The 15,163-nt window shown below is 70.7% G+C and carries 11 protein-coding genes; 5 read left to right on the top strand and 6 right to left on the bottom strand.

The features are described from left to right. Positions 1 to 78: 78 nt before the first annotated feature. Complete coding sequence (locus ACFVIU_RS15075) at positions 79 to 915, top strand: aldo/keto reductase (protein WP_385842875.1); 837 nt, start codon at positions 79 to 81, stop codon at positions 913 to 915. Positions 916 to 990: 75 nt separating this feature from the next. On the opposite strand, the gene ACFVIU_RS15080 is transcribed toward ACFVIU_RS15075, so the two are convergent. Beyond that, on the bottom strand, positions 991 to 1,602 hold the full coding sequence (locus ACFVIU_RS15080; protein ID WP_385842876.1) for a hypothetical protein: 612 nt from the start codon (positions 1,600 to 1,602) through the stop codon (positions 991 to 993). A gap of 346 nt (positions 1,603 to 1,948) precedes the next feature. Continuing rightward, positions 1,949 to 2,854 carry a class I SAM-dependent methyltransferase gene (locus ACFVIU_RS15085; RefSeq protein WP_385842877.1) on the bottom strand — a complete coding sequence of 302 codons (906 nt, stop codon included), beginning with the start codon at positions 2,852 to 2,854 and terminating at the stop codon, positions 1,949 to 1,951. 123 nt (positions 2,855 to 2,977) lie between these two features. On the opposite strand from ACFVIU_RS15085, the gene ACFVIU_RS15090 reads away from it, so the two are divergent. Then, positions 2,978 to 3,751 carry a phytanoyl-CoA dioxygenase family protein gene (locus ACFVIU_RS15090; protein ID WP_385842878.1) on the top strand — a complete coding sequence of 258 codons (774 nt, stop codon included), beginning with the start codon at positions 2,978 to 2,980 and terminating at the stop codon, positions 3,749 to 3,751. A 27-nt stretch (positions 3,752 to 3,778) separates the two neighbouring features. Here the strand turns inward: ACFVIU_RS15090 and ACFVIU_RS15095 are convergent, their stop codons facing one another. Beyond that, positions 3,779 to 5,572, bottom strand: a complete 1,794-nt coding sequence (locus tag ACFVIU_RS15095; protein ID WP_385842879.1) for a glycoside hydrolase family 6 protein — start codon at positions 5,570 to 5,572, stop codon at positions 3,779 to 3,781. 53 nt (positions 5,573 to 5,625) lie between these two features. After that, a complete protein-coding gene (locus tag ACFVIU_RS15100) occupies positions 5,626 to 7,083 on the bottom strand; it encodes a cellulase family glycosylhydrolase (RefSeq protein ID WP_385842880.1) in 1,458 nt (485 codons plus the stop codon). 262 nt (positions 7,084 to 7,345) lie between these two features. Here ACFVIU_RS15100 and ACFVIU_RS15105 point away from each other — a divergent pair, with 262 nt between their 5' ends. Both ACFVIU_RS15105 and ACFVIU_RS15110 read left to right on the top strand, forming a co-directional pair. Further along, positions 7,346 to 10,264, top strand: a complete 2,919-nt coding sequence (locus ACFVIU_RS15105) for a glycoside hydrolase family 48 protein (protein ID WP_385842881.1) — start codon at positions 7,346 to 7,348, stop codon at positions 10,262 to 10,264. Positions 10,265 to 10,399: 135 nt separating this feature from the next. Then, positions 10,400 to 13,057 (top strand): cellulose binding domain-containing protein, encoded by a 2,658-nt coding sequence (locus ACFVIU_RS15110; protein WP_385842882.1) that lies wholly within the window; start codon positions 10,400 to 10,402, stop codon positions 13,055 to 13,057. Positions 13,058 to 13,094: 37 nt separating this feature from the next. On the opposite strand, the gene ACFVIU_RS15115 is transcribed toward ACFVIU_RS15110, so the two are convergent. Together ACFVIU_RS15115 and ACFVIU_RS15120 are read right to left on the bottom strand one after the other, a co-directional pair. After that, positions 13,095 to 13,841: a class I SAM-dependent methyltransferase gene (locus tag ACFVIU_RS15115; protein WP_385842883.1), complete on the bottom strand. Its 747-nt coding sequence runs from the start codon at positions 13,839 to 13,841 to the stop codon at positions 13,095 to 13,097. A 5-nt stretch (positions 13,842 to 13,846) separates the two neighbouring features. Further along, a complete protein-coding gene (locus tag ACFVIU_RS15120) occupies positions 13,847 to 14,152 on the bottom strand; it encodes a 4a-hydroxytetrahydrobiopterin dehydratase (RefSeq protein ID WP_385842884.1) in 306 nt (101 codons plus the stop codon). A gap of 128 nt (positions 14,153 to 14,280) precedes the next feature. Between ACFVIU_RS15120 and ACFVIU_RS15125 the strand changes: the two genes are divergently transcribed. Then, positions 14,281 to 15,108, top strand: a complete 828-nt coding sequence (locus ACFVIU_RS15125) for a helix-turn-helix domain-containing protein (RefSeq protein ID WP_385842885.1) — start codon at positions 14,281 to 14,283, stop codon at positions 15,106 to 15,108. Positions 15,109 to 15,163 lie beyond the last annotated feature (55 nt).

Raw genomic sequence — 15,163 nt, forward strand, 5'->3', positions numbered from 1 at the left:
GGGTCTGGAATGCATCGCGGCGCCTGATCGTTGACCATGGAAGTACCACCTGTCGACAACCGAAGGATCAAGAGGCTCGTGAGCAGCAAGGTCCCCCCGATCATCCTCAACAACGGCATCGAGATGCCCCAGCTGGGCTACGGCGTCTGGCAGGTGCCCGACGACGAGGCCGAGCGGGCCGTCGCCACGGCGCTGGAGGCCGGGTACCGCAGCATCGACACAGCGGCGATCTACGGCAACGAGGAGGGCACCGGCAAGGCCATCGCCGCCTCCGGCCTGCCCCGCGACGACATCTTCGTCACCACCAAGCTCTGGAACAGCGACCAGGGGTACGACGCCACGCTGCGCGCCTTCGACGTGTCGCTGGCGAAGCTCGGGCTCGACCACGTCGACCTGTATCTGATCCACTGGCCGCTGCCGGCGCGCGACACCTACGTCGACACCTACAAGGCGCTGGAGAAGCTGTACACCGACGGCCGGGTCAAGGCCATCGGTGTCTCCAACTTCCTGCCCGAGCACCTGGAGCGGCTGATCTCCGAGACCTCCGTGATCCCGGCGGTCAACCAGATCGAGCTGCACCCGCATCTTCAGCAGCACGCCGCCCGCGAGTTCCACGCCGCGCAGGGCATCGCCACCGAGGCCTGGTCGCCGCTCGGCCAGGGCAAGGGGCTGCTGGAGGTGCCGGCGATCGTCGCGATCGCGCAGAAGCACGGCCGTACACCGGCGCAGATCGTGCTGCGCTGGCACCTCCAGCTGGGGAACATCGTGATCCCGAAGTCCGTGACGCCGTCGCGGATCAGGGAGAACATCGAGGTGTTCGACTTCAGCCTGGACGCGGAGGACCTCGGCGCGATCAGCGCGCTCAACGAGGACCGGCGGATCGGGCCCGACCCGGCCACGTTCGACCTGGCCTGAGCCCCGCACCGGGTCCCCGCCGCGCCGGAGCACCGGCGCGGCGGGATCCGCTAGAGGTGTCTGCCGTGCGCCCGGTCAGTCGAGGTGGGCGTCGGCGTGCACGACCTCGAACTCCTCCAGTCCGACGACGGTGACATGGGCCTTGGCCGAGGCCTCGTGCCGGGCCGCCGCCTGACCGGCCCGGGAGGCCACCAGCGACGCCCGGTCGAGGAAGAGGGCGCCGACGCTTCCCGTGCCCCGGTCCCGGTCGATGAGCAGGGACACCCGGGCCAGTCCGGGCAGGGCGTCCAGCCGCGGGACCACGGCGGCGCGGAAGGTGTCGCCGAGCAGGTCGGCGTCCAGCGGGTCGAACACGAGCCGGGTGTGCCGGAGTCCGCCGCCCACGCGCGGCGGCTGGACCGAGTGGACCACGACCGCCTCGTAGTTCTCCACCGCGTAGGTGCTCGCGAACGGCTCCAGCAGCATCGCCCGGCGCTCGCTCATGACCTCGTCGCTGTTGTGGCGTTCCGCCTCGGTGTCCCACCAGCTCGACACCAGCAGCTTGCCGATCTCGCGGTCCACGAACACACCGGATCCGCGATAACCGGGCCGTTCCTCGAGGAGCTCCCGCCCGGAGGTGTTCAGTGCCCGGACGGCGGTGTCGAGCTTCGCCGGATCGCCGGTCGCGTAGATGGTGCGTACGAACATCGCAAATCGCCTCCCTGTCCGACACGACCAGTGTTCTCCCGGGAGGAGGCGGCTGCCACCGCGCACACCAACGGTGAGGAATCCTCGCTGACAGCAGCCGCCGGACGGCCGTGCGTCAGTTCGACTCCGCTCGAGCAGGGGGCACCCCCATGACCCCGCTCGGGTCGGCCAGAAAGCGCCGGCATCGCAGCCGACCTGATCCGAAAGTAAGGCCCTAGCCGTCCCAGAACGGGGTCTCCACCCGGCCGGGAGCGACCAGGGTCACGCCGATCCCGAACTCCGTGACCTGGTTGGTGAACGCCGGGCAGTCCATCACTGCAAGTCAACCCCGGCCAGCGGGGGTTGTTCACGCCACCGGCCGCACCGCGGTGTGCACCGTGTGGGCCGCCAGGACGAACACGTCGGGCCGGTGGTGCACGCTCGCCGGGTCGGACGGGTCCAGCAGCCGGTCCAGGGTGGCCAGGTCCTCGGCGTCCAGCCCGTCGCCGACGCCCTCGCGCAGCCGGGACAGGGACGCGGCGACATACGCGCGGGCGCGGTCGCTCACCGGCGCGGGCAGGTCGAGCAGGAAGCTGCGGGTGCGGGTGTGTCCGAGGCCGGCGGCGGTCAGCAGGGCCGGCCAGTCCTCGGTCTCCGGGACCGAGCCGGGCAGGTCCGCCCGCATCCGCGTGAACCACTCCGACTCCAGGGCGTCGAGCCGGGCCTGGAGTCCGGGTCGGCCGATGCCGATGTCCCGGGGCAGGAAACGCATGGGCAGGCCCCCTTCGAGGAGCGCCAGGGTGCCGCCGGGGGCCAGCCGCCGGGCGAACGCGGCGAGCGCGGCCCGCTGGTCGCCGAGGTGGTGCAGACTGCGGCTGGCCCACAGCAGGTCCGCCGGATAGTCCAGCCCGTCCAGTACCTCGGGCAGTTCCCCGGCGAGGGTGTCGAAGCGGTCGGCGACGCCCTGCTTCTCGGCCCGGGTGCGGGCGCGTTCCAGCAGCGGCGGAGTGCCGTCGACGGCGACGACCCGGGCGCCGGGGAACGTCTCGGCGAAGAGGCAGGAGACGACGCCGGGTCCGCTGCCCGCGTCCACGATCAGCCCCGGCTCGGTCACCTCCCGCGCGAGCCAGGCCAGGGCCCGCTCGTAGAGCGGGGTGAACAGCTCCGCCTGGGACTCCAGCAGGGGGCCCAGCTCGTTCCAGTCGATGTCGGTGGTGTCGTGCCCGTGTCCGTGCCCGTGCCGGTGCTCGTGGGTGTGGTGGTCGTGCGCCATGGTGGTCAGCCTCTCGTCCGGAGGCGGCCAGCGTGCGACGGCGCACCGGCCGGGGGCCAGCCGTCTTGCCGGTACCGCAAAAAACAGATGCATCACGGCAACGGATCCGACGAGGATGACGCTATGGATCATGACGTGGTGAAACGCTTCCTCGCCGACGGATTCGTCAAGATCGAGGCGGCGTTCCCGCCTCGCGTCGCCGAGGACTGCGCACGGCTGCTGTGGCGGGAGACGGGGTACGACCCGCAGGACCCCGGCACCTGGAAGGAACCGGTGGTGCGGGTGGGAGGGATGGCGCAGGGCCCGTTCGCGGCGGCGGTCAACACCCCTGTCCTGCACGAGGCGTTCGACCAGTTGGTCGGTGCGGGCCGCTGGGAGCCGCGCTATTCCCTCGGCACCTTCCCGCTGCGCTTCCCGCACCCCTCGGACCCGGGCGACGCGGGCTGGCACATCGAGGGCAGCTACGCCGTGGAGGGCGAGACCTGGCCCTTCACCAATGTGCGTTCACGGGACCGCGCGCTGCTGATGCTGTTCCTGTTCAGCGAGGTGACCGAGGAGGACGCGCCCACCCGGATCCGGGTCGGCTCGCATCTGGACGTACCGCCGCTGCTGGAGCCGTACGGCGAGGCCGGTGTGTCGGTGCTGGAGATCGCCCCGCGGGTGGAGGCGGCCACGGAACATCGGCCGCTCGCGTACGCCACCGGCCGCCCCGGTGATGTCTACCTGTGCCATCCGTTCCTGGTGCACGCGGCGCAGCTGCACCACGGCACCCGGCCGCGTTTCATGGCCCAGCCGCCGCTGTCCCCGGCGGTGCCGTACGAGCTGCACCGGCCGGACGGCGGCTACTCGCCGGTGGAGCGCACGATCCGCCGGGGTCTGGGCCTCGACGAGGCCTGACCCCGGCGGATCTGCCGGCTCAGTGGGTCACGGCAGCGGCGGGTAGGCGTTCTGCATCAGCTGCTGGAACTGGGCGGAGAACCAGTGCCCGGCCAGCGGCGCGTTCGGCAGGGCACCCGACATGCTGTTCCCGTTGCGTGCGTTGCCGGTGTAGGTCGGGTCGCACATCTGGTCGAAGCCCTTGCCCTCGTCGTTGGCGATGGGGGAGCTGGCTCCGTCCGACTGCCCCGGCGGCTTGGCCCACACATAGGCGTCGATACCGGCGGCCGGCGCGGCGGTGGGCCGTTCACCGAGCCCGGCGCCGCTCTGGTTGCACCAGTTGCCGACGTGGATACGGCGGTCCACCCGGCCCCCGTTGACATAGGCGTCGACGGAGGTCTGCGGGCCGGCCCCGGTGGGCCGGGCGGTACCGCCCCAGCCGTTGCGGGAGGTGTCGATCAGCATGCCGATGCCGGGGTCGAACCCGAGGGAGACGAGCTTGTCCCGCAGGCCGAGGGCGTACGACTGCTCGTCCACGTACTGGTTCCAGTCGATCCACTTCGACTGGCGCACGGTCGTGCCGTTCACCGAGTCGGTGACCTTGACGTACGGCTCCTTCAGGGCGCTGTAGTTGGCCGTGTTGACGATGAACCCGGCGACGTCGTTCACGCTGGCGCCGTTGGAGGTGGCGACCTTGTAGAACTCCTGCGCGGAGGGACCGAGGTTGGTGTCCCAGCCGAGCCAGCCGTGGTGTCCGGCGTCGATGTAGTTGTAGACGTTGGAGAGGGCGCCGAGCTTCTGGAGGGCGTAGCTGACGCCCTTCTCGTAGTTGCCGTTCGCCTTCATGGTCTCGCAGGCGGTGGTGCTGGTGGAGGTGCCGCCGCCGTTGGTGACCAGGTTGGGCAGCGAGTCCGGCTCGATGACGGTGGCGATCCGCAGCCCCGCGTACTTCGGGTCGGACAGGATCGAGGCGATCGGGTCGATGTAGTCGGTCTTGTACTTGTCGATGTCGTCGGGGCCGAGTTCGCCGTTGGAGGCGAGGGCGGCGCAGTCGCGGCCGGGCAGGTCGTAGATGACCAGCTGGACGACGAGGTCGCCGGAGCCCTTCTGGGTGAGGGCCGCGTTCAGGTGGTCGCGCAGGCCCATACCTCCGTTGGCGCCGTTGATGGTGGCGATCCGGTCGAGCCAGACCGCGGTGGGCTGGTTGGAGATGCGGCTGCCGCCCGGTTCGGCGGCGGCGTGCGCGGACCACTCGGGGTCCACGTACACCTTGGCGCCGGCGTAGGGGTTGTCCACCCGGCCGCCGGTGCCGCCGCCCGTGCTGCCACCGGTACCGCCGCCCGTGCTGCCACCGGTACCGCCGCCGGTACTGCCACCGGTACCGCCGCCCGTGCTGCCACCGGTGCCGCCGCCCGTTCCGCCGCTGTCGACGTTGCAGGTGACGCCGTCCAGGGTGAAGGTGGCGGGTACGGCGTTGGAGCCGCTGTAGCTGCCGTTGAAGCCGAAGCTCACCGAACTGCCGGTGCCCAGCGTGCCGTTGTAGCCGGCGTTGGTGGCGGTGACGTCGGCGCCGCTCTGGCTGACCGTCGCGTTCCAGGCGTTGGTGACCTTCTGGTTGCCGGCGTACGACCACTTCAGCGACCAGCTCGACTTGGCGGCCGCGTTGTTGGTGACGGTGACGGCGGCGGTGAAGCCGGTGTCCCACTGGTTCTGCACGGTGTAGGCCACGGTGCAGGGGATGGAGGAGGTGGCGGCTCCGGCCGGGGCCGTGAGCAGCGCCGTGCCGGAGGTCCCGGCGACCAGCGCCAGGGCCGCGAGCAGGGATGTTCTGGTGCGACTCATCAGTGCGGGTTCCTTCTTCCGGGGTTGCGTCGGGAGGAGTCGAGGGATGGGGGTTACGGGTTGAGGGCGCGCAGATGGTCGCGCAGCCCGGCGCCGTACGCGGTGGGTGTGCCGTCGTACGACGAGATCAGGGAGGGGCCGCTGGAGCAGTCCCAGGTGTTCCAGGTCCAGCCCAGGTAGGACAGTCCGTGGTCGTCGAACCACTTCATGACCTGGTCGGTGAAGGAGTGCGCGCAGGTGTTCTCGCCGACCTCGCCGGCGATCAGCGGGACCTGTGCCGCGACCGGGGCGAGGGTGGAGTCCCAGCAGCTCGCCGAGGAACAGCTGTTGAAGTTGTAGACGTGGTAGGAGGCGGCGAGATTGCCGGCCGGGTCGGTGGGCTTGTAGGTCAGCCACTGGCTGAGGTCGTTGGAGTACGCCAGCCCGCCGGCCATGATGACGTTCTTGGCGCCGGCGCCCCGGACGCTGTCCACGAGGTCCTGCATGCCGGCGACCTCGTAGGAGATGCCGGGGCAGGTCCCGCCGTCCCGCCAGCACTTCCAGGCGTCCGTGACATTGCTGGTGGCACGGTCCGGGTAGGGCTCGTTGAACAGGTCGAACACCGGTGCGGGGTCGTCCTTGAAGGTGCCGGCGACCGACGCCCAGAAGGACGGGCTGTACTGGGCGTCGGGCATCGGCTTCTGGCAGGTGGCGTGGACGTCGGTGCAGCCCGCCGAGTTGCCGGTGTACTGGCCGTAGGTCCAGTGCAGATCGAGGATCGGGGTCAGGCCGTGCGCCTCGACGCGGGCCACCAGGTCCTTGACGGCGGCGATGTAGTTCGCGCCGGCGTACTCGGGCTTGACGTTGGACAGGCCGAGCCAGCACTCCTCGTTGAGCGGGATGCGGACGGCATTGGCCTTCCAGTCGGCGATCGCCTGGATGGCGGCGTCGTCGACGGGACCGTCCCAGATGCCGTAACCCTGCACACACTTGAACTCGCCGCCGGAGCGGTTCACGCCGAGCAGCCGGCGGGGCGTACCGCCGGCGTCCACGAGCCTGGCGCCGGAGACATGCAGGGCGGGGGCGCCGGTGCCGGTCGGGGGTGGGGTCGGTTCGCTGTCGACGTTGCAGGTGGTGCCGTTGAGCTTGAACGCGGTGGGTACGGTGTTGCGGCCCGACCAGGACCCGAGGAAGCCGGCGCTGACGCTCGCCCCGGTGCCGAGCGAGCCGTTCCAGCTCTCGCTCGTGGCGGTCACGGTCGTACCGGACTGGGACCACTCCGCGTTCCAGCCCTGGGTGACCTTCTGGCCGTCGGCGAAGTCGAAGCCGAGCTTCCAGGTGCTGAGCGCGGCCTGGTTGTTGGTGATCCTGACTGATCCCTGGAAGCCGCTGTCCCACTGGCCGGTGATGGAGTAGTCCACCGTGCAGGCGGGCGCGGCGCCCTGTGCGCTGGCCACCGGGACGACGGCGCCGAGAACGAGTGCGGCGGCGCCGGCGGCGGCTAAAAGTACTGAACGCGGGGGGTGTCGCATGAGCGACTCCTCACAGCTGGACGCGCCGTGACGGACGCGTCGACTGAATGGAATCGCTCCCACTGGTGCGAAGGAAGGTAGCGCCCGGCGGGCGGCTTGCCTAGCAGAGGCGCTGACTTTTCCTCAACCAAAAGCGTCGAATCTTTTCGACTCTTCGAGCGTCTTGACCGTTCACATGGCGGTCATCACTATGGGAGCGCTCCCACTGGTTCAAGCCTTGACTTCCCGACCGAGCCGCAATGCCGCAAGGAGGAACCAGCACATGGATCCCGGACGCAGACGCGCAGCCGTGCGGCGACTGTGGACCGCCGTGGCGGCCGCGTTCGCCCTGCCCCTGACGATGCTCGCCACCGGCACCCCGGCCGCGCACGCGGCGACCGTGCAGTGCAGCGTCGACTACAAGACCAATGACTGGGGTTCCGGCTTCACCGCCGACCTCACCGTCACCAACCGCGGCACCGACGCCATCGACGGCTGGACGCTCACCTACTCGTATACGGGCAACCAGAAGCTGTCCAACGGATGGAACGGCACCTGGTCGCAGTCCGGCCAGACCGTCACCGTCAAGAACGCCTCGTACAACGCGACCATCGCCGCGGGTTCCGCCGTCAGCACCGGTGCCCAGTTCAGCTACAGCGGCACCAACGCGGCGCCCACCGCGTTCGCGGTCAACGGCACCACCTGCGCCGGCGCCCACCAGCCGCCGGTCACGGTGCTGACCAGCCCGAGCGCGGGCGCGGTGTACACCCAGGGCGACGCGATCCCGCTGGCCGCGACCGCGGCGGCGGCCGACAACGCCACGATCAGCAAGGTGGAGTTCTACGACGACACCACGCTGCTCGGCACCGACACGAGCGCGCCGTACACGCTCTCCGTCTCCGATTTGACCGTGGGCAGTCATTCGCTGGTGGCGAAGGCGTACGACAGCCTGGGCGCGTCCGCCGAGTCGACACCGGTCGGCGTCACCGTCGCGTCCGGACCCGCCGTCGTCGCCTCCCCGTCCCAGCTGGGCGTCCAGCAGGGCAAGTCGGGCACCTTCGCGGTGAAGCTGTCGACCAAGCCGAGCGCGAACGTGACGGTGGGCGTGGCCCGCACCGCCGGCAACACGGGTCTGTCGGTGACGGGCGGGTCGTCCCTGACCTTCACCCCGGCCAACTGGGACACCGCGCAGAACGTGACCGTCACGGCGGACTCCTCCGGCACCGGCAGCGCCACCTTCACCGCCTCGGCCACGGGCTACACCAAGGCCACGGTGACGGTGACCGAGCTGGCCCCCACCAAGACGTACGACACCCGCTTCCTGGACCTCTACGGGAAGATCACCGACCCGGCGAACGGCTACTTCTCCCCGCAGGGCATCCCCTACCACTCGGTGGAGACGCTGATCGTCGAGGCGCCGGACTACGGCCACGAGACCACGTCCGAGGCCTACAGCTATCTGCTGTGGCTCCAGGCGATGTACGGCAAGGTCACCGGCGACTGGTCGAAGTTCAACGGGGCGTGGGCCCTCATGGAGAAGTACATGATCCCCACGCACGCCGACCAGCCCACCAACTCCTTCTACAACGCCTCCAAGCCGGCGACCTACGCCCCCGAGGAGGACACCCCCGACCAGTACCCGGCGAAGCTGGACACCTCCGTGTCCGTGGGCTCGGACCCGATCGCCGCCGAGCTGAAGAGCGCCTACGGCACCGACGACGTCTACGGCATGCACTGGATCGAGGACGTCGACAACGTCTACGGCTACGGCGACACCCCGGGCGGCACCTGCGAGGGCGGCCCGACGGCGAGCGGCCCGTCGTATCTGAACACCTTCCAGCGCGGCCCGCAGGAGTCGGTGTGGGAGACCATCCCGCAGCCGACCTGCGACGCCTTCAAGTACGGCGGCAAGAACGGCTATCTGGACCTGTTCACCGGCGACAACTCCTACTCCAAGCAGTGGAAGTACACCGACGCCCCGGACGCCGACGCGCGTGCGGTGCAGGCGGCGTACTGGGCGGACGTGTGGGCCAAGCAGCAGGGCAAGGGCAGCGACGTGTCCGCGACGGTGGCCAAGGCCGCGAAGATGGGCGACTACCTGCGGTACGCGATGTACGACAAGTACTTCAAGAAGATCGGCAACTGTGTGGGTGCCTCCACCTGCGCGGCCGGCACCGGCAAGGACGCCTCGCACTACCTGCTGTCCTGGTACTACGCCTGGGGCGGCGCCACCGACACCAACTCCGGCTGGGCATGGCGGATCGGCTCCAGCCATGTGCACGGCGGCTACCAGAACCCCCTCGCCGCCTACGCGCTGAGCAGCTATGCCGACCTGGAGCCCAAGTCGGCCACCGGCGTTGCCGACTGGTCCAAGTCCCTCCAGCGGCAGCTGGAGTTCTACCGGTGGCTCCAGTCGTCCGAGGGCGCCATCGCGGGCGGCGCGACCAACAGCTGGCAGGGCCGGTACGCCAGCCCGCCCGCCGGTACCTCCACCTTCTACGGCATGTACTACGACTGGCAGCCGGTCTACCACGACCCGCCGTCCAACCAGTGGTTCGGCTTCCAGGCCTGGTCGATGGAGCGGGTCGCCGAGTACTACCAGCAGACCGGGAACGCCACGGCGAAGGCGATCCTCGACAAGTGGGTGAAGTGGGCGCTGTCCAAGACCACGATCAACCCGGACGGCACCTACCAGATCCCGGCGACCCTCCAGTGGTCGGGCCAGCCCGACACCTGGAACCCGTCGAGTCCCGGAACGAACAGCGGACTCCATGTCACCGTCGCCGACTACACCAACGACGTCGGCGTGGCGGCGGCGTACGCCAAGACCCTGACGTACTACGGCGCCAAGTCCGGTGACGCGACCGCGAAGTCGACGGCGAAGGCGCTGCTGGACGGCATGTGGAACAACTACCAGGACAGCCTGGGCATCGCCGCCCCGGAGACCCGCAGCGACTACAGCCGGTTCGGTGACAGTGTGTCCGTGCCGAGCGGCTGGACCGGCACCATGCCGAACGGCGACGCGATCAACTCCTCGTCCACCTTCAGCTCGATCCGTTCCTTCTACAAGAACGACCCGGCCTGGTCGAAGATCGAGGCCTACCTCAAGGGTGGCGCCGCGCCCACCTTCACGTACCACCGGTTCTGGGCCGAGGCGGACATCGCCATGGCCATGGGCTCGTACGCGGAGCTCCTCGAATAGTCCCCGCTGACGCTCCGCGTGCACGACCCCGTCACAGGAAGACGGGGTCACCCGGGCGGCCCCCACACGCACAGGGGGCCGCCCGGTTCCATACCCGCGCACCTCCCTCCCCTCCCCCACGGAAGGACTCCGATCGTGCGCAGAACCCGCATCCTGACCGCCGTGCTGGCGCTGGCCGCCGGCCTGCTCGCCGGCACCCCGCCCGCGCTGGCCTCGGGCCCCGCCCCACGGGCGACGCTCGCGGCGGACACGTACACCTGGCACAACGCCCGGATCGACGGCGGCGGTTTCGTCCCCGGGATCGTCTTCAACCGCTCCGAGAGGAACCTGGTCTACGCCCGCACCGACATCGGCGGCGCCTACCGCTGGCAGCAGTCGACCAAGACCTGGACGCCGCTGCTGGACTCGGTCGGCTGGACGGACTGGGGACACATGGGCGTGACCGGCCTGGCGTCCGACTCCGTGAACCCCGACAAGGTGTACGCGGCGGTGGGCACGTACACCAACAGCTGGGACCCGACGAACGGGGCGGTGCTGCGCTCCTCGGACCGGGGGGCGACCTGGCAGAAGGCGGACCTGCCGTTCAAGCTGGGCGGCAACATGCCCGGACGGGGCATGGGCGAGCGGCTCGCGATCGACCCGAACAAGGACAGCGTGCTCTATCTGGGCGCGCCGAGCGGCAAGGGCCTGTGGCGGTCCACGGACTCCGGAGCGACCTGGTCGCAGGTGACGGCTTTCCCGAACCCCGGGAACTACCAGCAGGACCCGACGGACACCACCGGTTACGCCAGTGACAACCAGGGGATCGGCTGGGTCACCTTCGACGAGTCGACCGGGACGGCGGGCAGCGCCACCAGGACCATCTATGTCGGGGTCGCCGACAAGGACAACGCGGTGTACCGCTCGACGGACGCGGGCGCCACCTGGACCCGGCTGGCCGGGCAGCCGACGGGCTATCTGCCGCACAAGGGCGTGCTGGACGCCGCGAACGGCTATCTGTACGTCGCCTACAGCGACAAGGGCGGCCCGTACGACGGAGGCAAGGGCCGGCTGTTTCGGTATGCGACGGCGACCGGGACCTGGACGGACATCAGCCCGGTCGCGGAGTCGGACACCTCCTACGGGTTCAGCGGGGTGACCGTCGACCGTCAGCACCCGTCCACCCTCATGGCCACCGCGTACAGCTCCTGGTGGCCGGACACCCAGATCTTCCGCTCCACCGACAGCGGGGCCACCTGGACCAAGGCCTGGGACTACACGTCGTACCCCACCCGCTCGAACCGGTACACCCTCGATGTGTCCTCCTCCCCCTGGCTGAGCTTCGGCGCGCACCCGTCCCCGCCCGAGCAGACGCCGAAGCTGGGCTGGATGACGGAGTCACTGGAGATCGACCCGTTCGACTCGGACCGGATGATGTACGGCACGGGTGCGACGCTGTTCGGCACCGAGAACCTGACCCGGTGGGACAGCGGCGGCACATTCACGGTGAAGCCCATGGTGCAGGGGCTGGAGGAGACCGCGGTGAACGACCTGGCGTCCCCGCCGTCCGGCGACGCCCGGCTGTTCAGCGCGCTCGGTGACATCGGCGGCTTCCGGCACACGGACCTGACGAAGGTGCCGTCGCTGATGTACACCTCGCCGACCTTCACCACGACCACCAGCCTGGACTTCGCGGAGAGCAACCCCGACATCGTGGTCCGCGTCGGCGATCTCGACTCCGGCCCGCACATCGCGTTCTCGACCGACAACGGCGCCAACTGGTCCGGCGGCACGGATCCTTCCGGGGTCGGCGGCGGCGGCACGGTGGCGGCGGCCGCCGACGGCAGCCGGTTCGTGTGGAGCCCCGCCGGCACGGGGGTGCGGTACACGACGGACCTCGGCTCGTCCTGGTCGGCGTCCAGCGGCATCCCGGCCGGCGCCACCGTCGCGTCGGACCGCGTCGACCCCAGGACGTTCTACGGCTTCAAGTCCGGCACGTTCTACGTCAGCACGGACGGCGGCGCGACCTTCACCGCCTCTGCGGCATCCGGCCTGCCGAGCGGCGACAGCGTCCGCTTCAAGGCGCTGCCGGGCACCAAGGGCGATGTGTGGCTGGCGGGCGGCGCGGCGGACGGCGCGTACGGCCTGTGGCACTCCACCGACGGCGGTGCGAGCTTCACCAGGCTGCCGAACGTCGAGCAGGCCGACACCATCGGCTTCGGCAAGGCGGCGCCGGGAGCCTCGTACCGGACGCTCTTCACCAGCGCGCGGATCGGCGGTGTGCGCGGCATCTTCCGCTCCACGGACAAGGGCGCGACCTGGACCCGGATCAACGACGACGCCCACCAGTGGGGCTGGACGGGCACCGCGATCACCGGTGACCCGCGGGTGTACGGCCGCGTGTACGTGTCCACCAACGGCCGGGGGGTCATCTACGGCGACACCTCCGACACGGGTGGCGGCGACGGCGGGGGTACGACTCCGCCCTCGTCCGGCGGCTGCGCGGTGGCGTACAAGGTCACCAACCAGTGGTCGGGCGGCTTCCAGGCCGATGTGCGGGTGACCGACACCGGCCCGGACGCGTGGTCCGGCTGGACGCTGAACTGGTCCTTCGCCGACGGCCAGAAGATCACCCAACTGTGGAACGCCGACTACACACAGTCGGGCGCGACGGTGAGCGCGAAGAACCTGAGCTGGAACGGCACCGTGGCGGCAGGCTCCTCGGTGGCCTTCGGCTTCACCGGAAGCTGGTCGTCCGCCAACTCCGGCCCGACGTCGTTCACCCTCAACGGCCGGACCTGCACGGTCGGTTGACGCTCACGGCAAAGGCGCCCCGCAGCTCGCGGTGGCCTCACTCAGCCATCGGCTTGCGGAACGCTCGCAGGGCGAAGACCGGGTCGGGGCGGGGGCGGTCCTGGTCCGGGAGGCGGGACAGGCGGGCCGCGAACTCCTCCGTGTCCGGCTCCCCCGGCGGCAGCAGGGTGAACCAGCCCCGGCGCAGGTCGGCGATGGTGCTGCGGGGGCTGCGGCCCTGGCCGATGCCCGGGAAGGAGGTGTGTCCGGCCGGCCGGAGCCCGTGCCGGGCGGCGTGCGCGGTGACCGCGGCGGTGGCGTCCTGGGCGGGGCGGCGCGGCCGGGGGGCGAGGACGGTGTCGATGTCGCTGCCGACGTCATGGGCGGCGGCCTTGTCGACGGTGGTGACATAGACACCGCCGGGCCGCAGCAGCCGGGCGCACTCGGCGACGACCGCGCCCACGTCGGCGCCGGACAGCAGATGCAGCAGCCAGATGCTGGTGACCACGTCGAAGGTGCTGCTGCGGAAGGGCAGCCGGCGGCTGTCGGCCCGCAGGATCGCGCCGGGCACCCGGGCCGCCGCCATCCGGGTCATCGCCGGGGCGAGATCGGTGCCGGTCACCCGCAGCCCGGGCCGGGCGGCCGCGAGCCGGCGGGTGACGATACCGGTGCCGCAGCCGGCGTCGAGGAGCCGGCCGGGCCCCTCGGGGATCAGCGAGAGCACCGCTCGGGCGGCCGCTTCGGCGCGGGCCTCGCCGCCCCGGGACGCGTCGTAGACGTCGGCTTCCTTGTCGTAGTCCAGCACGCCCCTCAGTGTGCGCCGTGAGCCGGCGCGACGTCCTCCACCTTGCGGGCGAGACCGAAGTCCTTCGCGGTGAGGGCGCCGCCCGCGCTGTGTGTGTGCACGGTGAGCGAGACGGTGTTGTAGCCGAGGGTGAGGTCGGAGTGGTGGTTCAGCTCGTTCTGGATGCCGGCGATGTGCATGACCAGCGCCGCCGCGGCGATGTGCGAGTCGAGCCGGTAGGTGCGGGTGAGCCGGTCGCCGTCCACCGACCAGCCGGGCAGTTCGGCGAGCCGGTCCTCGATCTCCTTCTGCGACAGCGGTTCGACGGCCATGGGCTGTCTCCCTTCCTGGCGGGCGGTCGGGCGTATGTGTTCAGCCTGCCACGCCCGCAACCCGGGTGCGCAGGCCCGGGTCCGGACGGGCTCGTCCCGGCGCCCGCCGCTCGGCTAGGGTCGGCGGCATGACGACCGCCGTGTCCGCTCCCGCCCCGTCCGCCGCCGGCACCGGCAAGGGTGTGGGCCCGCTGCTGCGCGCCTGGCGCGAACGGCGCCGCGTCTCCCAGCTGGAACTCGCGCTCCGCGCGGACTCCTCGGCCCGGCACATCTCCTTCGTGGAGACCGGCCGGTCCCGGCCCAGCGAGGAGATGGTGCTGCGGCTGGCGGAGCATCTGGACGTGCCGGTGCGCGAGCGCAACGCGCTGCTGCTGGCGGCCGGTTACGCCCCGCACTATCCGGAGACGCCGCTGGACGACCCGGCGCTGGACGCGCTGCGCGACGGCATGGAACGCCTCATCCAGGGCTACGAGCCGTACCCGGCGCTGGTGGTGGACGCCACGTACACGGTCGTCGCCGCGAACCGGGGCATCGCGATGCTGCTGGAGGGCGTGCCGGAGCGGCTGATGTCCCCTACGCCGAACGCGATGCGGCTGACCCTGCACCCCGAGGGGCTGGCGCCGCGCATCCGGAACCTGCCGGAGTGGCGCGGCCATCTGCTGGCCCAGATGGAGCGGCAGCTCGCCCTGCACCGCTCGGAGCCGCTGCGCGCCCTGTACGAGGAGGTCGCCGCCTACCCGGTGCCCGACCCGGCGCCCGGCGGCGAACCCGAGGCGCCGGTGCCGTACTTCGCTCTGCCCCTGCGGATCGAGCACGACGGCCGGGTCCTGTCGTTCGTGTCGTCGATCTCCACCTTCAACACGCCGATGGACGTCACGGTCGCCGAGCTGGCCATCGAGACCTTCCTGCCCGCGGACCCGGCGACGAGCAAATACCTGCACACACTGGCCGGTTGAGGACAGCGCGGCCCTCCGGGCGGCCGGCACCGGTGTGCGGAACGCGATCACATGA

This window comes from Streptomyces sp. NPDC127190 (assembly GCF_042672505.1).
In the GTDB taxonomy this organism is placed as follows: Bacteria; Actinomycetota; Actinomycetes; order Streptomycetales; family Streptomycetaceae; genus Streptomyces.